Source organism: Bradyrhizobium sp. USDA 336 (assembly GCF_044908355.1).
GTDB classification, from domain to species: domain Bacteria; phylum Pseudomonadota; class Alphaproteobacteria; order Rhizobiales; family Xanthobacteraceae; genus Bradyrhizobium; species Bradyrhizobium yuanmingense.
In genome coordinates, this window is sequence record NZ_JBIYDC010000002.1 from 3,827,646 (window position 1) to 3,844,987 (window position 17,342).

Here is a 17,342-nt window from a genome sequence, read left to right on the forward strand (position 1 = left end):
GTTCGCGGATCATGATTTGGCCTTCGCAGCGTCCGGTCCAGCCGGATGCGCGGCGGCGAGCTGCCGGGCGATGCCGACACCGTTGCCCTTTGCCAGCTGGCTGCCGAGCTGCTCTGCAAGCATCGACTTCCAGACGCCGCCAGCCGTGCCCTTGCCGAAGACCTCCTCCGACTCCTTCGGCAACATCGTCTCGACGAAGGTCTGGAGGATGAAGGCTTCGAACTTGCGGTAAACCTCACCGGATGCCGGCGCCTTGATCACCTGCACCGGCGCCCCGTTCACGGCACCCGACTGCGCTTCCGCGACTTTCGCCGCGGATTGATCGGCGGTCGCCGCTTTGGCCTTGCCGACTTCCGCCTCCATCGTGGCGGCGAAATCGGCGTCCGACGATTTCAGCGCGTCGAGCTTCGCGGTCGCGGCGCGCTGCGTCGCGGGGTCCGCGGCTTCGAGGACGTCGAGGACGAGGTCGGGCGTCGCTGTCACGATCATGTCTTGTTCCGGTTGGCTGGCTGTGGCGTCCAGGCGTGCACGGTAAGGCTCGTTCCCGTCATGTCCTCGAGCGAGCGCTTCTCGGCATCGCGGAGCTTGTCTGCGAGTGCGGCCTTGGCGACCTCCTCGATCTGTTTCACGCGGCGGGTCTCCCGGCGAACCTGGTCGAGCTGCTGCACGGCCTGCGCCTGCACCGCACGGGCGCCGACGCTCGCCCTGTTGAGACGCCGCGCGATCGATTCGTTCGACGATCCCGCCGGCGGCTTTCCATCGTTCAAGGCTCCGACCAGCCATTCTTGCTCGTCCTGCAGGCTGCGCTCCTGCTGCCGCAATTGAGCGAGCTGCCATTCGGAGAGCCGGAGCTGCAGCTTCACCAGCGAGACCATCCGGCCGAGCTTGTCCGCGCGCGATGTCATGACCCGGTCACTCCGCCAGCCACGACGACGCGCCCAGCATGAACTGCGTCAGCAGCTCGTCGCTGGTGAGGTAGAGCAGCAGGAAGCCGCCGAACAGCACGAAGGGCACCGAGATGAAATAGACCGGAATGGCCGGCGTCAGCTTGTTGATCAGGCCGACCGCCAGGTTGACGATGACCGAATAGACGATGAAAGGGCTCGAGATCCGCAGCGTCAGCACGAACGCTTCCGAAAGGCGGCCGACGAGCAGCTCGAGCGCGACGCTGCCGCCCAGCCTGCTGCCGGGCTTCCAGACGTCGTAGGAGTTCATCAGCCCCCGCAGCACCTGCCAGTGCTGGTCGGTCATGAAGAACAGCGTGGTGACCGCCGCCATGATCAGCGGCACCAGGGCCGGCGCCGGATCGGTGTCGGCGATCGGTGTGCCCGGGATGTTGCTCAGCCCGATCGCGCTCGCCATCATGGTCGCCATAGTCTGGAGGGCGAGGAAGAACACGCGCCCGCCGAGCCCGATGACGCTGCCGACCACGAGCTCGGAACAGATCAGGAGCGCGAGCGTCAGGGGAGCCGCGTTGTCCGTGAGCGGCTTCAGGACGGCAATCAGGATCGGCGTCAGTGCAAACGTCGTGACCAGCGCGACGAACAGGCGCACCTGGGGCGGAACGTTGACGCTGGAATAGCCGGGCACCAGCATCAGGCAGGCGCCGATGCGGCAAAACACGATGAACGTCACCAGCACGCTGTCGGCGAGCCCTGAGATCACGATATGGCTCCCAGCGCCCTGATCTCGGCGCTGCGCGCGACTTCGACATGCGACAGGATCGGCAAAGTCGGGAACACCCGCTCCAGGATCATCCGGACATAGGGGCGCGCTTCCGGCGTCACTGCCAGCACCGCGCTGGTGCCGCTCTCGGTGAATTTCCGGATCGCGGCGCTGGCTTCGGTCGCGAACTGCTCGATCAGGCGCGGGTCTGCGTCGAACTCGACGACGTCCCCCTTGGCATCGCGCTTCAGGCTCTGGTGGAAAGCGAGATCCCAGCGGTTGCCGAGACGGACCACGTTGAGCACGCCATTGTCGGAGAGATCACCGCAAATCTGCTGGGCGAGTCGGGTCCGAACGTGCTCCGCCACCTGCTCGGAGCGCCGCACATGGGGCGCGATCTCGGCGATCGCCTCGAGGATCAGGTGAAGATTGCGAATGGAGACGCGCTCGGCAAGCAGGATCTTCAGGATCGCCAGCAGGCCCGAATAGGAGATCTGCGACGGGCAGAGATCCTCGACCAGGCGCTTGTATTCGGGATCGAGCCGGTCGAGCAGGGCGCGCATGTCCTTGTAGGACAGCAGCTGGGCAAGGTTCGCCCTGATCACTTCGCTCAAATGCGTGAGCAGCACCGACAAATTGTCGACCGGCTTGCAGCCCTGCCGCTTGACTTCGTCGGTGAAGGCTTCCGTCACCCACAGCGCCTTCATGCCGAACGCGGGCTCGATCACCTCGTCGCCCGGCACGTCGGGCTTGCCGTCCTTGTCGACCAGCACCAGCACCTCGCCGAGCCTGAGCTCGCCATGGGCAACGCGCGTGTCGTGAATCCGGATCTGGTAGCTCTTGGGATCGATCGACAGATTGTCCGTGAGCTTGATCTCGGGAATGACGAAGCCGTACTGCTTGGCGAATTTCTTGCGGATCTTGGCCACGCGGTGGGCAAGCTCGGTGCGCGAGCCCAACAGATGGACCGAAAGGTGGCCGCCGAGCGCCAGCTCGATCTCGGCGGTCTTGAGCTGCTCCTTGACGGACTCCTTGGCCTCAGCCTGGGCGCGCTCGTCGGCCTTGCGGGCCTCCTCCTTCTGCTTCAGCGCGGCCTGCCGCTTCGGCAACGAATAGCCGACGAAGGCCATGACACCCCCAAGCAGCACGAACGGCGCCATCGGCAGTCCCGGCATCAAAGCGAGCACGAACATCATCAGCGCGGCGGCCGACACCGCGCGCGGATAGCCGCCGAGCTGCCGCAGCACCGCCTGCTCCGCCGAGCCCGTGGTGCCGCCCTTGGAGACCAGGAGGCCCGCCGACAGCGACACGATCAAAGCCGGCATCTGCGACACCAGACCATCGCCGACGGAGAGCTTGGTGTAGACGTCGGCCGCGCGGGACAGAGTCAATCCGTGATGGGTGACGCCGATGACGATGCCGCCGAAGATGTTGATCGCGGTGATGATGAGACCGGCAATGGCGTCGCCACGGACGAATTTCGAGGCGCCGTCCATGGCGCCGAAGAACGCGCTCTCCTCTTCGAGCTCGCGGCGCCGGCGCTGCGCTTCCTTGTCGTCGATCAAGCCGGCGGACAGGTCGGCGTCGATCGCCATCTGCTTGCCCGGGATGGCGTCCAGGGTGAAACGGGCGCCGACTTCGGCGATACGCGTCGCGCCCTTGGTGATCACGACGAAATTCACCGTTACCAGGATCGCGAAGATGATGAGGCCGATGACGAAGTCGCCGCCCATGACGAACTGCGAGAAGCCGGCAACGACATGGCCTGCCGCATGTTCACCCTCCCCGCCGCGCGACAGGATCAGGCGCGTCGTCGCGATGTTCAGCGCGAGGCGCAGGATCGTCGCGATCAGCAGCACGGTCGGGAAAGCCGAGAAGTCGAGCGGACGCTGAATCCACAGCGCCACCATCAGGATCAGGGCCGACAGCGCGATCGAGAACGCGAGGCCGAGGTCGATCAGGATCGGAGGAATCGGCAGGAACAGAATCGTGAGCATGGTCACGATGCCGGCGGCGAAAAAGGCATCCGTTCCGAGACGGCGCGGATTGGGCGGGCTAGCAGCTAACGTATCGGCCATGGGTCACCGGCAGGGGGTCCGCCCGTAATCTGCCGCGCAAAGCTTACGCGGGGATGGTGCCGGGGCCGCCGGATCAGAAGCCGCGCTCGATCCTGGAATAGACCATCTCGGTGAAGGTCGACAGATGCGCGCCGATGAAGGAGCCGGAGACGGCAACGACCAGGAGAATGACGATGATCTTCGGCACGAAGGTCAGCGTCACCTCCTGGATCTGGGTCAGGGCCTGGATCAGCGCGATGACGGTGCCGACCAGCATGGCTGCGCCGACCGCAGGCCCGGAGGCGACGATGATGGTCCAGATCGCCGCCTGGACGATATCGAGGGCGTCCCGCTCGTTCATGACTGGCTGATCGTGAGGCCCGGTCCGACCGCGACCTTGGTGCCATCCTGAAGCGTCGCGATGGAGCCGTCGCTGTTGATGGAGACCGAGACGACCTTGCCGCTGAAGGTCGCGCCGGTCGAGTCGGTGAAGCTGACCGTCTTCCCGATCAGCCCGTTGGCCTGCGACAAGGACTGCGAGGACAACAGCGCGTCTAGCTTCGCATTCGTCTGCATCGCCTGCTCGACCGTCGAGAGCTGGGCGAACTGGCTCATATACTGCGCGGTGTCCATGGGATTGGTCGGATCCTGGTTCTTCATCTGGGCGATGAGGAGCTGGAGAAACGTGTTGTAGTCTACGCTGTTGCTCGACGTCGTCGAGTTGGTGTCGGTCGAGCTGGATCTGCTGGTGCTGTCGGTCGCGCTGGTGACGTTCATCTTGTCCCTCCGCTGTCAGGCAGCTTCGACTGGGGAAACGGCGGCGGCGCCGGCCAGGATGGCCTGCTCCACCGGAAACAACGCGCGAATCCGCTTGAGCGCCTCGAAATAGCGGGTCGCCCCGACCAGTTCGTCGATCGCGCCGAGCCCATCGAGCATCTCGCGGTTCTCGCAAACGGCACACAGGGCGGCGTGATGCTGGGCGTAGAGCGTCGCAGCGTCGCGAACGTCGGTCGGGTTCATCAGCATGAGCTGGACGATGAAATAGAGCTGCCGCAGCGCCGTGGTGGCGTCGGACGCCTGCATGACCTGCCCTTCGAGCAGGAACATCACGTCGTTGACGAGCTCGACGGAGACCTTGCGGTCGACGCGGAGCACCGCGCCGTTGATGTAGATCCGTTCGCCCGCGCGCAAGGAGATCTTCATTAAAGCGCGTCTCGGATCAGGCGGTTGATTTCGATGAGCTGCACCACGTCGCTGGACCGCTGCTCGCGGAGACGGTCGGCCTCCTTGACCACCCACAGGCCGATCGAGATGATGTCGGCGCGCAGCTTGTCCGGCAGGCCGTTGTCCGGGTGCGCGAGATCCTCGATGAAGATCGTCCACAGCCGCCGCACATAGAGCAGGCTCTCGACCTGATCCTCGAGGCTGAAACGCCCCTTCTGGATCCGCTCGAGCCGGTCGATGCCGAGGCTGAGCGCCTGCCGCTCGCGGCTGCGCGCCTCATAGCCACTTTCGTCAACGACCGCTTCATAGGCTTCAAACGTCATCAGGACCACTCTTCGCAGAAAACCGAACAACTGGACAAAGGTTACGAGCCTGACAGCGCAGCCTTGGCTCAGAGATAATTGATGAGGCTGATCTTCTGGAGCTGCGAGGTGAGCGCCAGCGCGGTCTGGATCTGTGTCTGCAGCGTATTGACCCGGACCGAGGCTTCGGTCGGATCGACCTTCTCCATGCCGACGATCTGATTGTTCAGGATGTCCTGCTGCGTCTTGAGCTTGGCGGTTGCGGTGGTGACCCGCTGCTGGACCGTGCCGACGCTGCCGCCGAGCGCAGCGAGGTCGTTGATGGCGTTGCCAACCAGCCCGATGGCCTTGTCCACCACGACCTGGAACGTCTCCTGGCTCAGCTTCACGTTCCCGAGGTCGGCCATCATGGTGTAGGCCTCGGCGAGCCTGCGGAAGCCGATCTGGTTGGCGCTCACCGACGTTTCCGCGATCTCCGTCGTGGAGATGCGGCTTTGCATGGTCTGGTCTGTCGCCGACGACCAATTGGTGTTCCAGGCCGGACTGGCAAACTCGGCATCGAAGGTGGTGTCGAGGAAGGTCTGCATCTGGGCCGGGGTGATCGTGGCCACGCCGGGCGCGGATTGCGAGAAGCCGAAGGCCGCGAGAAAATCCGCATCGACCTGGTTTTTGCTGGCCGAGCCCGCGGCGTAAGGCGTAATGGGCGCGTTCTGCGTGTTGATGCCCGAGAACAGATAGGAGCCGTTATAGGAGACGTTCAGTGCGCCGATCAGGTCCTGGAGATTGGAGGCTGCAGGCGGCAAGATGACCCGCCCGCCGCCGTCGGTGCTGCGGGCCGCGATCAAGTCTTTGAGGAAGTCCGTCGCGGTCTTGCTGAGCTGGGTGATCCGATTCTGCGTCACGTCGAGGCGTCCCGAGACGAGACCGTTTGTGTCGACGAGCTGGTCGGCAAAGCTCCAGTCCGCCCGCAGCGTGAGGTCGCTTCCCGTCGAGGCACCGAGTTCCAGACCAACGTCGTAGAAGCGGCCGGTGGTCGCTTCGGTCGACGCCCTGCTCAGCGCCGCCTGATTGTTCGTTATCGAATACCTCAACGACGAGGACAGCATCAAGGTGGAAACGTAGTTTGCGCTCATCATGGCTTAGTTCCCCACGGCGGCCAGCAGGCTCTGCAGCATTTCATCGACGGTCGAAATGATCTTCGACGAGGCCGAATAAGTGCGCTCGACCTGGAGCATCAACGCCATTTCGTCGTCCATGTTGACGCCGTTGACGTTGGACAACGCCGTGATGCTGCGGTTGAGCAATGTACTCTGGTACTCGGAGTTGGCGTCGGCGGTCTTGCGCTGGTTTTCGATCCAGCTCGCCGACGACGATGCGAAGTCGATCAGGCTGCCGCTCGGCTTGCCTTGCGTCGTTGCGTCGAATGGCTGCGCGGCATCCATGCCGCCGATGAGCTGCTGCAGCCGGGCCGAATAGCCGCCGTTGCCGGCGGTGTTGTATCGGTAGGCGGGGTTGCCGCTGATCGCGCCGTCGCGCAGCAGATTCGGGTTGCCGCCGAGGGCTGGATCGACCGATGCGGCGACCGAGATCGTGCCGGCGAGGCCCACCGAGACGGTTGCGCTCGCCGGCATCGCCGGGGCGCCCGGATAGGTGAAGAGGCCGGGAACGTCGGGCAGCGCCGCGGCGGTCTGATCGCTTTCCCTGAACGTATTGATCAGGCCGCGTGCGATTTCGTCGAGCTGACTCTGATAAGTGACGGTGTCCCGGTCGCGCAGCTGGGCGAGGCCTGCGAGCTTGCCCGACTTCAGCGGCATCACCGAATTGGCGCCGGTCACCGGGACCCCGTCGATGTAGACGGCGTTGCCCGTGGTGCCGGCGGTGTAGGCATTCGTCGGCGCAAAGCTCACCGTCCGCGCCGTCTTGTCGAACAGCACGACGCCGCTGTCGGCGTAGAGCGCCGCGTCACCATTGGGGCGGATCGACATGTTGACGCCGACCTCCTGCGACAGCTGCGAGACGATGCTGTCGCGCTGATCGAGATAGTCGGTGATGTCGTCGCCGGAGATCGTGCCTTTCACGATCGCGGTGTTCACGGTCTCGAACCGGGAGAGCAACTGGTTGATGTTCTGAACCGACGTCTGCATGTCGGCATCGGCGCTTTCGCGGACCGACTGCACGGTCCGGGTCGCCTGGTTGAGCGCGGTCGCCATGTCCTTGGCGGACGCGACGGCCGCCTGCGCCAGCGTGGCGTTGTCCGGGGCGTTGGCATATTTCTGCAACGCCTGCTTCAGCGCGTTGAGCTGCGCCGTCGGCGACTGGTCGAGCTCCGGATCGTCCACCGTCGCGGTGGCGATCTTCTGCAGGCCGTCATAGATCGCGGTCTGCTTGGCGGACGACGAGGTCGCGATCAGGACGTTGTTGTAGAGGCCCGAGCTGGCGGCGCGCTGGATCGCCGCGACATAGACGCCGGCGCCAGGCAGATTGTCCAGCACGGTGAGCTTGCGCGAATAGCCGGTGGCGCCGGCACCGGCGATGTTGCGCGAGATGACCGACGACTGGACGCTCGACGCCATGAGCGAGGAGCGAGCCGAGTTGAGAGCGGCGGTAAGCGACATGGCGTGCTCTTGCCCGAAACGAGCGCCGAGGAATTCAGCGCTTCAAGTTGACGACGACGTCCAGCAGATCCGAGCCGGTCTGGAACGATTTCGAGTTCGCCGTGAAGCCGCGCTGGGCCTCGATCATGCCGGTGAGTTCGTCCGCAAGGTCGACGTTGGAGTCCTCCAGGGCACTAGACTGGATCGTGCCGAGCCCACCCGTGCCGGCATTTCCGACCTGCGCGTTGCCGGAATTCATATTGGTCGAATAGACGTTGCCCGGTTCGGGCGTCAGATTGTCGGGGCTCGCGACGTCGGCGAGCATGATGGTGTAGAGCGTCATCTGCTGCCCGTTCTTGAGGATCGCCGTCACGTGGCCGGCATCGTCGATATCGACCTTCTCGATGGCCGAAGGAACGCTGCCATTGACGGTGGCCTTGAAGCTGAAGTCGGTGCCGACCTGGGTCAGGTTCGAGAGGTCCAGGGTCATCGCCGCACCGCCGGGAACGGTGAAGGCAAGACCGGTCGGGCTCGCCGCGGCGAGCGCGCCCCGCCCGGCCGCCGTGGTGTCGAAGGTGAAGGTCGTGGCCGCGCCGAGCGAGGTGCCCGTCGCGGAATCGTAAACTTCGATCTGCCAGGTATCCGAGCCGGCAGCCGTCGCCGTGTGGGACATATAGACGTCGAGCGTAACGGCCTGGCCGATATTGTTGTAGGCCACGATCGAGCTCTTCGATGAATATGACGCCGGACCAGGCGGGCCAGCAATGACGGCCGCTTTCGGATCCAGGTTGCCGGTCGTCAGCGTCCCCGCCGTTGACGGCACCGGCACCTGCGAGACCTGGGCGATGTTGACGATCTGCATGCCGGACAGGCTGTTCTGCGAGAAGTTGGTCACGTTGCCGGGCTGGCCCAGAAGATAAAAGCCCGCCCCGTTGACCAGATTGCCCTGGCTGTCGGGCACGAACGAGCCGGCCCGCGTCAGATATTGCTGCGTGTTGTTGGCGTTCGACACCACGAAGAAGCCATTGCCCTGGACGCGGAGGTCCGTGGTCGACGTGGTGTACTGCGTATTGCCCCCGTCGCTGATGGCATAGCGGACCTTGGTTTCGACAGCGCCGGAATCGTAATTGCCGGAGCCGCTCTTCAGGATCAGCGAGGAGAACTCCGTCGAAGCCCGCTTGTAGCCCGTCGTGTTGACGTTGGCGATGTTGTCCGAGACCGTCGACAGCTTGTTGGACTGCGCGTTCATCCCGGAAACGCCGGTGCGCATAACACCATACAGGCTCATGAATTGGGCTCCTTGGTCAGGTTGCAGCTACAATGGAGGTTCTTGCTTGCGCGGGGCTGATGATTGGGCGCGATGCACAGCTTGTCGTGATCCGGTCAGCTCTGCTTCAGCTCGTCCTGGGCTGGCAGAACGAGCGCGCCTTGTCCGTCCACGCCCCGAAACCGCTCGAGACGAGATGAGCGACGATGTGACAGACATAGCGCTTCTGCGCCGGCTGATTGTTGGGACCCGCGTTGTAGCGGGCGACCGCCATGGTCCAGCTGCCCTCGCGCTGCTTCAACTCCTTCAGGAAGCGCGCGGCGTACTCGACGTTTCCCGCGGGATCGAACATCGCCCGGACCGAAGCGAACTTTTCGCCGTGATAGTAATGGTTGATCTGCATGCAGCCGAGATCGATCAACTTGATGCCTTTGCTGCGCATCGCCTCGAAATTCGCGATTGCATCGTTGATGTCCTTGGCGAACACGGTCTGGCCGTCGGCACCGAGGGCATAGGGATGGAGCGCCCCGCGCCGGCCGGTCTCGGTGAGTCCGACCGCATAGAGAATGCCGAGCGGAATCCCGTGCTGCCGGGCCGCGCGCGCCATCTCGCGCTCGCAGGGGCGCGCAGTTTCGGCGGCCGCCTGGGCAGCGCCCGCACTAGAGATAAACAGGGCCGCGACGATGATGCGGCGCCACGTCCTGCTCATGACGCGTCTCCTGGTTGAACTGGCGCTCCTCGCGGGCCTGCTTCGCGCCGCCGTCGGATTGCCCCGACGACGTGCCGGCACCGCCGAATGCGCCTTGCGACTGCGGCGAGGATTGTTGCTGGCCTGGGGCCGGCGGCTGCGACTGGCCGGAGCTGCCCTGGAATCCGTCCAGCGAGCCGTGCTGGACCGGCGCGACGTCGGCGACGTAGCCCGCAGACTGCATGAGATCGCGGATCTGGTCGCGCTGCTGGTCGAGCATCTGGCTCGTGTCCTTGCGCTCGGCCGCGAGCTGGACGGACACTTCGGTGCCGACGAGACGCAGGCGCACCGTGACGTTGCCGAGCGCGGGCGGTTCGAGATTGACCGTCAGGATCCTGAGCGGCTGATCCGGTGCGTTGGTCTGAGATGCGGCGAGATCGGGTGCCGCGGACGCAGCCGGTGCCGAGGACTCCTTCAGCTCGGCGACGACGGCATTGGCAACCTGCTGCGGGGCGTTGAACTGCGCCGGTGGCAGATGGGTTTCCTGCTGGACCACGGTGACCTTGGTCGCCTCGGGCAGCGCGGCGCGCGCCGAAGCCTTGGCAGCGCGCTCGACATCGGCCGCAACAGCCTCGAAGCCGGATGATGCCGGCCTTGCGCTCGAAGCCTCCATACCTTGCGTCAGCGCCGGCTGCGGCGCGGCCATCGCTTGCGAAGCCGCCGCCTGCGAGCGCGCGCCGGCCGGGGCAGGACTGGATGGACCGGGATCCCCGGTTGGCGCCCTCATCACGCCCGGAGCCTCGTGCTTCGCCGAGGTTAACCGCTCATCGCGCGCAGGCGCTTCCTTGTCTGCGGAGGGAACTTGCATCTGCGGCTTCACGGCAGGCACGGCAGCGATCTCCTGCCCGACCATCACAGCGATGCCGGATTGATCCTGGCGATCTGTCCCGGTGACATGATCGACCGGATGCTGTTTCTCCGCCAGCCTGTCGGACTTGGTGTCGGAGGCCTCGTCCATGAACTTTGGATCTGCGGTGGCCGCGACAGGTTCGCGCAGCGTCGCCTGCTTCGGCTTCTCCTGCTCGGTCGGTTGGATCGGACGCGTGCGCAGCGTTCCGGTCTTCGCGGCCGTCTCGCTGCCGTCTTCGCTCAGGGCTTGCTTGGCGAGATTCGAGACGGTGTGGAGCAATTCGTTGAAGGACGAATTCGCCTGCGGTTTGGTCGCTGCGCCCTTTGCCGCGCGCGACCCGCGCATGTTGAGACTCTCGGCGAGACCGTTGAAGAGCTGTCCGGAGGTTCCACTGAGCTTGGTCATGGACGGCGGTCCTTGGTCAGAAGTTCGAGCTCGCCGAGCTGCTTCTGCGCGCGTGCGAGCGTCGCGGTCGACGACGCCAGATCGAGGCGCGCCGGCGTTGCCGGGGGCTTGTCCGCCGCCGCGGCGGATCCGCCCGCGAACGGCTTGCGGACATCGAGCGCGAGTTGCACCGTGGCATTGAGAAGGGGGAGGTCGCGTTCGGGCAGCTTCGACCGGTCGAGCGCCTTCAGTTCGGCGAGACCGCCGTCATATTCGTCGGCGAGCACGCGCGAGGCGCCGCGGAAGAAATGGGCGCGCTCGCGCTCCGCCGATGCATCCGCGCTGAGGGTCAATGCCCGCTCGCCCGCAAGTCGGGTCACGGTCAGCCGTCCGCGCACCATCGCGGCGCGCGCGATCACGAGATACAGCTTGAGGCGGCTGGCACGATCGATCTGCTCCAGCAGGGCTGAGATCCGCGCAAAGCGGCGCTCGTCGAGTGCCAGGCTCGATTGCGTCAGCCCCGCGGAGAAGCGCTGCCAGAAATCGCCCGCATAGATCGAGTTGCGGTAATGGCGGAGATAGGCCAACGTCAGGAACTCGAACTTCTCGAAATCCTCCGCCTGCCCCACCAGCAGGATCTCGCGCCGCAGGGCCGCCTCCTCGACCAGCGTGCCGGGCAGCAGCAGGCGCGCATCGTCCAGGCGCTCGATCGCGAGCGATGCCTCGGCGCGCGCGAACAGCGCGCCCTGAACCAGCGCGACCTGTCCGCCCAGTCCCGAGGGAATGGTCCGCGGCTTGATCTCCTTGAATAGCTCCCGCGCTTCCTCCTGGCGACCCTCGACATAGGCGAGCGCACCGTTGAACAGCCGCTCGTCGACGTTCATCTTGTCGCGCGGCAGTTTGCGGACGACTTGCGGCGCACCGCCGCTGAGCAGGTAGATGACGACGGCCTGGCCGTTCTGCGGATTGCTCCACACCGCGGGATCGGCAGCGAGAAACTTCTCGCCGATCTGCCGGACCAAGGAGATATGATTACCATGTGCTGCGGTGTCGCCATTGGCGATGCCGTCCTGCACCGCTTGCAGCGCGCGGACGAGCTCATAGGGTTCGCTGCCCTGGGGTGCAGGCTGGGCAAGCGCATTTGCCGCGATGAACGGCAGCAGCAGCAAGACGGCGAGGCGCAGCAGCCTGATCAAGGGCGCTTCTCCCGGATCAGGATTTCGATCCGGCGGTTCTGGGCGGCGGCCGGGTCGTTCGGGAGCTTCGGCCGCCGATCGGCGTAACCTTCGATATGCTCGATCCGCCGCGCATCGACGCCGGAACGGACCAGCATGTAATAGGCCATCTGCGCACGCGCGGTCGACAGCCGCCAATTGTCGTAAGTTTCCGACCGATACGGCCGATTGTCGGTATGCCCGCGGACGATGATCATGCCCTGGCGCTTCATCAGCAGCGGCCCGATCTTGTCGATCACGCGGATCAGCTCGGGCCGCGGCTCCGCCGAGCCGACCGCGAACATGCCGAAGCTCGCATCGTCGGTGAGGCTGACCAGGAGCCCTTCCTCGACCTGACGCACCTCGGCCGCCGGCCCCGCCCCTGCTTTGATGTCCGACAGCGCCTCCGCGACCGCGGACTGAAGCTGCTTGAGGGTGGGCTGCTGCGTTTGCGCCGCGTCGCGCGCTTCGGTTTCCTTGGCCGTATCGTTGAGACGAGCCTGCGGGGCGGTGCTCACCTGAACGCCAGCTTGGGCGCTGCCCTCGCGCGGCGACTGCGTCGGTGCGGCGCCCGGCGGCACCAGCGGCGACAGACTTGCGGACGAGCTCTCCGGGCCCGGAGCCACGTTGCCGCCGGCATCATCCGTCCTGCTCCGGCGCGCCTGCACCTCGCCCGGATTTGCTCCGGCTGCGCCGTCTCGCGCGGAGGCATTCGGCTTCGGCTCGCTCTCGATGAAGCGATCGGCGTCCTTGGACGCCTGTGGCGCCAGCTTCCAATAGCCGGGATCGAATGGATCGCGATAGGCATCGCCCCCCTTTAGGCCGTCCTCTTCAGCGGAGGTCAGAGCGCCGGCGCGCCGCTGGCCCGTCGACTGGTTCGCGCTGTTGGCGATCTCGGCGAGCGTCGCATAGGGGTCACGGAACAGGACCTTCTCCTCGAAAGAGGCCGGCTTCTCAGCCGTCGGAGAATCGCCGCGCCTTTCCTCGTTCGTGCCGGCCGGCTGACGCTTGCCGTCCTGGCCTTCGAACGACGACGGCTCCTTTTTTGAGAGATCCTTGAGGCCCTTTGGGGCAGGTGAGTTCTCAGCGAGCTTGATCGGGTTGAAATAGCTCGCGACGACCTGCTTCTGGTCCTGGTTGAGCGCGTTGAGCAGCCACATGACCAGGAAGAACGCCATCATCGCGGTCATGAAGTCCGCATAGGCGATCTTCCAGACGCCGCCGTGATGCGCCTCCTCGGCGAAGGCGCTGCGGCGGCGGACGATCACGATCTCATGCTTGACCTCCTCCATGGCGGACTACCGGCGCGCTTCCTTGAGGCGTTCACTCCAGGCGGAGATCTGCGTCTCGATCACGGTCTGGTCGGCCACGACGCGCACCTCGAGCGTCTCGGCGGCCTCGTATGCGATGCCGGTTCGCCTGGACGCCTCGAGCTGCGTCTTCACGAGGTCCAGCAACTCGCTCGGGCCGGTGACCTTGAAGGCCGGCGCCGACGAGCTGCCGGTCAGTGCCGCGATCTGCTCGACGAGCGATCCGATCGCCTTGTCGCGCACCGCATCGGTGAGGAACGGCAGCAGGATCCGCGCCACGGAGCTTGCGATGTTGGTCTCGATCTCGCGGCAGGCCGCCTCGAAGCCGCTGACGATCGCGACCGCCTGCTGGTCGGACCATTTGGCCCGCTCTTCGCCGAGCCGGATCGCGCTGCGGACGCGCTCCTCGGCCAATTTGGCGTCGCCTTCCGCGACGCCCGCGGCATGGCCGCGCCGATAGGCATCGTCCAGGAGATTGACCGGCGGCGCTTCCGTCGCGGGCGCCGAGGGCTGAGCCTGAAGCTGCGTGTGGGCCTGCGGCTGCGATTGAGGCTGCGGATCGCGCCTCGCCTCCTTTGGCCTGGTCAGCACGTCCTGGATTTTTGGAGGCGGGGGCGGCGGCGACGACTTGACCCGGCCATTCGCATCGAACTGCGTCAGGAGCTTTCCGATTGCCGCGTTCATGCCGCCTCCTCGCGTCGCATCCAGTCTTTAAGGATCGCCGCCGCCTGCATCTGATCGAGCCGGACGATCTGCTCGAGCCGCTTCTGCGGCGTTCGCTGCATCTTGCCTTCGAGGTCTTCGACGAGGTTGAGCTCGGCCTCCTCGCCGTCGGGCAGCGCAAGGGCCGCCGAGGCCTCGAGCTGGGCGGCCTCGGCCGCCTCGGCCTGCTCCTGCTCCGCGCGATGGGTCAGAATGCCGTTGACCGCCGGCCGCAGCCCGAACCAGACCAGCATCGAAGCCACGGCTAGGATCGTGATCGCGTTGATGACGCTGCCGAGCTGCTTGTTGATCATCTCGACGAAGCTGATCGGCGGCACCGGCGCCAGCTCACGCGAGCCCTCGATGAAATCGACGGCCGTCACCTGGATCTGATCGCCGCGCGCCTTGTCCAGTCCGCCCGCCGTCGCCGCGAGCTGACTGATCTCGGCGAGCTTGCTGTCGATGATGGCCTGGTTGCTCTTGTCGCCGAGATCGGCGACCAGCCGAGCGCGATTGACCAGGACGGCGATGAACAGCTTCTTGACGGAATAGCCGTCGCTGACCGTCGTCGTGGTCTTGGAGGAGACCTCGAAATTGGTGACGTCCTCGCGGCGGGTCTTGTCCTCGCTGGAGTTCTTGCCGCCGCCCGCATTCACCTGCTGGTCGGGGAGATTCTGCTGCACCGTGGTCGGCGACGAGCGGTCGGCGTTCTGCGAGGATTCCTTCTCGCGTACGGCCCGCACCGAGCGCTCGGCGCGGTTCTCGGGATCGTAGACCGTCTCGTTGATCTGCCGCTTGTCGGTGGACAGCTGCGGAGCGACGCTCACCTCGAAATTGTCGAGGCCGAGATACGGCGTCAGCGCCTTGCGGATGCTCTCCTGCACCATGCCGCTGACCGTCTTCTGCAGGCTCGCCATCTTGGTCGGCGCGGCGCTGGCCTCGTCCTCTTCGGCGAGCAGCATCGAGCCGTCGGCGTCGAGCACCGTCACCTTGTCGCGGCTCATGCCGGGAATGGCGGCGGCGACGAGATGCCGGATCGACTGCGCCGTGCGCGCCTCGATCGCGCCGTCGGTGCGCAGCACGACCGATGCCGAAGGCGGCTGCTGCGTGGCGCGGAACGAGCCGCGCACCGGCAGCACGATATGCACGCGCGCCGCCTTCACGCCCTTCATCAGCTGGACGGTGCGGGCGATCTCGCCTTCGAGCGCGCGCAGCTTGGTGACCTCCTGCATGAACGAGGTCAGCCCGAGCGAGCCGATCTTGTCGAACAGCTCGTAACCGGAATTGGCGCTGGTCGGCAGCCCCTTCTCGGCGAGCAGCATTCGCGCCTGCATGGTCTGGCTCGGACGCACCGAGACCGCATCGCCGGCGGAATTGACGTCGAAGGTGATGTTCTGCTCGCGCAGCGCCGCGCCGATGCGCGTCACGTCTTCGCGGGTGAGGCCGGTGTAGAGCGTTTCGAACTCGGGGCGGCTGAGATAATAGGCGCCGCCGACGACGGTGACGAGAACCGCAAAACCGATCAGTCCCAAGGCCATCAGGCGTCGCGGCCCAAGCTCCAGCAGATTGTTGAGCAGTTGCTGTACCTGCGCACGACTGAGCATATGACCTCGTACCAATGCGAATGGTGACGACACTCAGCTGCCAACCTTGTCTGAAGGTTGCGCGAGGCGCGAATGTTTCGGGTTCGCTGGCGAGGCGTTGCAATTTTACAAGACGGGGCGACGCAATCGGTTTGGCAGCCGCAAGCGAGCGCTACGCAGGGCAGCCCGACCGGCTGCGGCGTGTCGCAGAAGTATGACGAAGGTTTCGATTGCCGGCACATCGCGTGTCGGCGCCCACCATCACGGCGGGGACCGTGCTCCCTGAGGGAGCACGGTCGTTTTCGAAAGCGCCGCTTAGCCGCGGAACAGCGACAGGATACTCTGGCTGTTCTGGTTGGCGATCGAGAGCGCCTGAACGCCGAGCTGCTGCTGGGTCTGCAGAGCCTGCAGGCGGGTCGATTCCGCGTTCATGTCGGCGTCGACGAGCTGGCCGACACCGCGGTCAACCGAGTCCATCAGGGTCTTGACGAACTCCGAGTTGGTCGAGATGCGGTTCTTGACCGCACCGAGATCGGCAGCTGCCGAGGCCACCGAGTTGATGGCGGCGGTGACCTGCGCGATGTAGGCATCGAGCGTGGTCTGGTCGGCCGCCGAATCGGTCAGCGCGGAGATGTTGATCGTGTCGACCGAGGCGCTGCCGGCCACGGTATCCAGAATACCGGTCTGCGTGGTCGAGTAGAGCGTGTAGTTGGCGGTCGTCACCGTGATGGAGCCGATGGTGGGCGTACCGCCGACGCGGGAGTAAGACGACACGAGGTTGAAGCTCGTCGGGGTGGTACCCGTCGTTGTGCTCAGCCAGTTAATGCCGTTGAAGGTCGCCGAGTTGGCCTTCAGCTTCATGTCCTGCTGGATCTGGGTGATGTCCGCCTGGATCTTGGTGCGGTCGATACCGGCAGTCTTGGCTTCGACCAGCAGCGCCTGGAGCTTGGTCAGGCCGGATTCCTTGTCGCCGATCACCGAGGTCAGAGCGGTATATTCGGTGTCGACGGTCGCGGCCGACAGGCCGAGCGAGTCGGAGACCGCGGACAGCGCGGCGTTGTCGGAGCGCATCGAGGTCGCAATCGACCAATAGGCAGCGTTGTCCGAGGCGGTGGACACGCGCTGACCGGTGGAGATCCGGTTCTGCGTGGTGGCGAGTTGCGTGCTGACAGACCGCAGGGTCTGCAGCGCGGTCATGGCGGAGGAGTTGGTGAGAAGACTAGAACCCATTTTGATGTCCCTTTGAAGATTGACTTGAGTTGGGGACATACCGGGCTTGCACCGGTACGACAGAGCGGCGTCATGCCTTTGGGCGTGCCGCAAACGCGGTTCAAGGCCCAATCTGTCGTAGCGGCGAGGTTAGCGAGCGAAGCTTGTGCGGGGCTTGTGGCCCTGTGTTCCTGCCGCAACAGGCGGCCGGACTTGGGCGCGGATGGCCATGC

At 65.3% G+C, this 17,342-nt stretch carries 18 protein-coding genes; all 18 read right to left on the reverse strand.

Annotated features, from left to right (window positions below; all coding sequences use genetic code 11):
- Positions 1–9 precede the first annotated feature (9 nt).
- Positions 10–489 carry a rod-binding protein gene (locus ABIA45_RS18880; RefSeq protein WP_198399646.1) on the reverse strand — a complete coding sequence of 160 codons (480 nt, stop codon included), beginning with the start codon at positions 487–489 and terminating at the stop codon, positions 10–12.
- Complete coding sequence (locus tag ABIA45_RS18885) at positions 486–905, reverse strand: hypothetical protein (protein WP_157281879.1); 420 nt, start codon at positions 903–905, stop codon at positions 486–488. The genes ABIA45_RS18880 and ABIA45_RS18885 overlap by 4 nt, the downstream gene beginning before the upstream one ends.
- Positions 906–912: 7 nt before the next feature.
- Positions 913–1,665: a flagellar biosynthesis protein FliR gene (fliR, locus tag ABIA45_RS18890; protein WP_271542082.1), complete on the reverse strand. Its 753-nt coding sequence runs from the start codon at positions 1,663–1,665 to the stop codon at positions 913–915.
- The gene (gene flhA, locus ABIA45_RS18895) at positions 1,662–3,743 is read right to left on the reverse strand and encodes a flagellar biosynthesis protein FlhA (protein WP_271542083.1); all 2,082 of its coding nucleotides are present in this window, start codon (positions 3,741–3,743) and stop codon (positions 1,662–1,664) included. The genes fliR and flhA overlap by 4 nt, the downstream gene beginning before the upstream one ends.
- 73 nt (positions 3,744–3,816) lie before the next feature.
- On the reverse strand, positions 3,817–4,083 hold the full coding sequence (gene fliQ, locus ABIA45_RS18900; RefSeq protein WP_025034323.1) for a flagellar biosynthesis protein FliQ: 267 nt from the start codon (positions 4,081–4,083) through the stop codon (positions 3,817–3,819).
- Positions 4,080–4,499 (reverse strand): flagellar hook assembly protein FlgD, encoded by a 420-nt coding sequence (gene flgD / locus ABIA45_RS18905; protein WP_036007048.1) that lies wholly within the window; start codon positions 4,497–4,499, stop codon positions 4,080–4,082. The genes fliQ and flgD overlap by 4 nt, the downstream gene beginning before the upstream one ends.
- A 15-nt stretch (positions 4,500–4,514) precedes the next feature.
- Positions 4,515–4,925, reverse strand: a complete 411-nt coding sequence (flbT, locus tag ABIA45_RS18910; RefSeq protein ID WP_271542084.1) for a flagellar biosynthesis repressor FlbT — start codon at positions 4,923–4,925, stop codon at positions 4,515–4,517.
- Positions 4,925–5,269, reverse strand: coding sequence for a flagellar biosynthesis regulator FlaF (flaF, locus tag ABIA45_RS18915; protein WP_157281887.1), 345 nt, complete (start codon positions 5,267–5,269; stop codon positions 4,925–4,927). Before flaF ends, flbT begins: the two co-directional genes overlap by 1 nt.
- Positions 5,270–5,337: 68 nt before the next feature.
- Positions 5,338–6,384, reverse strand: coding sequence for a flagellar hook-associated family protein (locus tag ABIA45_RS18920; RefSeq protein WP_404653163.1), 1,047 nt, complete (start codon positions 6,382–6,384; stop codon positions 5,338–5,340).
- Between the two features lie 3 nt (positions 6,385–6,387).
- Complete coding sequence (flgK, locus tag ABIA45_RS18925; RefSeq protein WP_404653164.1) at positions 6,388–7,863, reverse strand: flagellar hook-associated protein FlgK; 1,476 nt, start codon at positions 7,861–7,863, stop codon at positions 6,388–6,390.
- A 34-nt stretch (positions 7,864–7,897) separates the two neighbouring features.
- A complete protein-coding gene (locus ABIA45_RS18930; protein ID WP_275497112.1) occupies positions 7,898–9,130 on the reverse strand; it encodes a flagellar hook protein FlgE in 1,233 nt (410 codons plus the stop codon).
- 106 nt (positions 9,131–9,236) lie between these two features.
- Positions 9,237–9,818: a transglycosylase SLT domain-containing protein gene (locus tag ABIA45_RS18935; protein WP_404653166.1), complete on the reverse strand. Its 582-nt coding sequence runs from the start codon at positions 9,816–9,818 to the stop codon at positions 9,237–9,239.
- On the reverse strand, positions 9,769–11,112 hold the full coding sequence (locus ABIA45_RS18940) for a flagellar hook-length control protein FliK (RefSeq protein WP_404653168.1): 1,344 nt from the start codon (positions 11,110–11,112) through the stop codon (positions 9,769–9,771). The genes ABIA45_RS18935 and ABIA45_RS18940 overlap by 50 nt, the downstream gene beginning before the upstream one ends.
- A complete protein-coding gene (locus ABIA45_RS18945; protein WP_404653169.1) occupies positions 11,109–12,287 on the reverse strand; it encodes a chemotaxis protein in 1,179 nt (392 codons plus the stop codon). Before ABIA45_RS18945 ends, ABIA45_RS18940 begins: the two co-directional genes overlap by 4 nt.
- Positions 12,284–13,597, reverse strand: a complete 1,314-nt coding sequence (locus ABIA45_RS18950; RefSeq protein WP_275508563.1) for a MotB family protein — start codon at positions 13,595–13,597, stop codon at positions 12,284–12,286. Before ABIA45_RS18950 ends, ABIA45_RS18945 begins: the two co-directional genes overlap by 4 nt.
- Before the next feature lie 6 nt (positions 13,598–13,603).
- Positions 13,604–14,299, reverse strand: coding sequence for a hypothetical protein (locus ABIA45_RS18955; protein ID WP_404653171.1), 696 nt, complete (start codon positions 14,297–14,299; stop codon positions 13,604–13,606).
- On the reverse strand, positions 14,296–15,921 hold the full coding sequence (fliF, locus tag ABIA45_RS18960; protein WP_036046274.1) for a flagellar basal-body MS-ring/collar protein FliF: 1,626 nt from the start codon (positions 15,919–15,921) through the stop codon (positions 14,296–14,298). Before fliF ends, ABIA45_RS18955 begins: the two co-directional genes overlap by 4 nt.
- 294 nt (positions 15,922–16,215) lie before the next feature.
- A complete protein-coding gene (locus ABIA45_RS18965) occupies positions 16,216–17,130 on the reverse strand; it encodes a flagellin (protein ID WP_157281905.1) in 915 nt (304 codons plus the stop codon).
- Between the last annotated feature and the right edge of the window lie 212 nt (positions 17,131–17,342).

Bases quoted from the DNA above. Each gene is read 5' to 3' on its own strand.
- ABIA45_RS18880 (WP_198399646.1), bottom strand. From the start codon at position 489: ATGATCGTGACAGCGACGCCCGACCTCGTCCTCGACGTCCTCGAAGCC.
- ABIA45_RS18885 (WP_157281879.1), bottom strand. From the start codon at position 905: ATGACATCGCGCGCGGACAAGCTCGGCCGGATGGTCTCGCTGGTGAAG.
- flhA (WP_271542083.1), bottom strand. From the start codon at position 3,743: ATGGCCGATACGTTAGCTGCTAGCCCGCCCAATCCGCGCCGTCTCGGA.
- fliQ (WP_025034323.1), bottom strand. From the start codon at position 4,083: ATGAACGAGCGGGACGCCCTCGATATCGTCCAGGCGGCGATCTGGACC.
- flgD (WP_036007048.1), bottom strand. From the start codon at position 4,499: ATGAACGTCACCAGCGCGACCGACAGCACCAGCAGATCCAGCTCGACC.
- flbT (WP_271542084.1), bottom strand. From the start codon at position 4,925: ATGAAGATCTCCTTGCGCGCGGGCGAACGGATCTACATCAACGGCGCG.
- flaF (WP_157281887.1), bottom strand. From the start codon at position 5,269: ATGACGTTTGAAGCCTATGAAGCGGTCGTTGACGAAAGTGGCTATGAG.
- ABIA45_RS18920 (WP_404653163.1), bottom strand. From the start codon at position 6,384: ATGATGAGCGCAAACTACGTTTCCACCTTGATGCTGTCCTCGTCGTTG.
- flgK (WP_404653164.1), bottom strand. From the start codon at position 7,863: ATGTCGCTTACCGCCGCTCTCAACTCGGCTCGCTCCTCGCTCATGGCG.
- ABIA45_RS18930 (WP_275497112.1), bottom strand. From the start codon at position 9,130: ATGAGCCTGTATGGTGTTATGCGCACCGGCGTTTCCGGGATGAACGCG.
- ABIA45_RS18935 (WP_404653166.1), bottom strand. From the start codon at position 9,818: ATGAGCAGGACGTGGCGCCGCATCATCGTCGCGGCCCTGTTTATCTCT.
- ABIA45_RS18940 (WP_404653168.1), bottom strand. From the start codon at position 11,112: ATGACCAAGCTCAGTGGAACCTCCGGACAGCTCTTCAACGGTCTCGCC.
- ABIA45_RS18950 (WP_275508563.1), bottom strand. From the start codon at position 13,597: ATGGAGGAGGTCAAGCATGAGATCGTGATCGTCCGCCGCCGCAGCGCC.
- ABIA45_RS18955 (WP_404653171.1), bottom strand. From the start codon at position 14,299: ATGAACGCGGCAATCGGAAAGCTCCTGACGCAGTTCGATGCGAATGGC.
- fliF (WP_036046274.1), bottom strand. From the start codon at position 15,921: ATGCTCAGTCGTGCGCAGGTACAGCAACTGCTCAACAATCTGCTGGAG.
- ABIA45_RS18965 (WP_157281905.1), bottom strand. From the start codon at position 17,130: ATGGGTTCTAGTCTTCTCACCAACTCCTCCGCCATGACCGCGCTGCAG.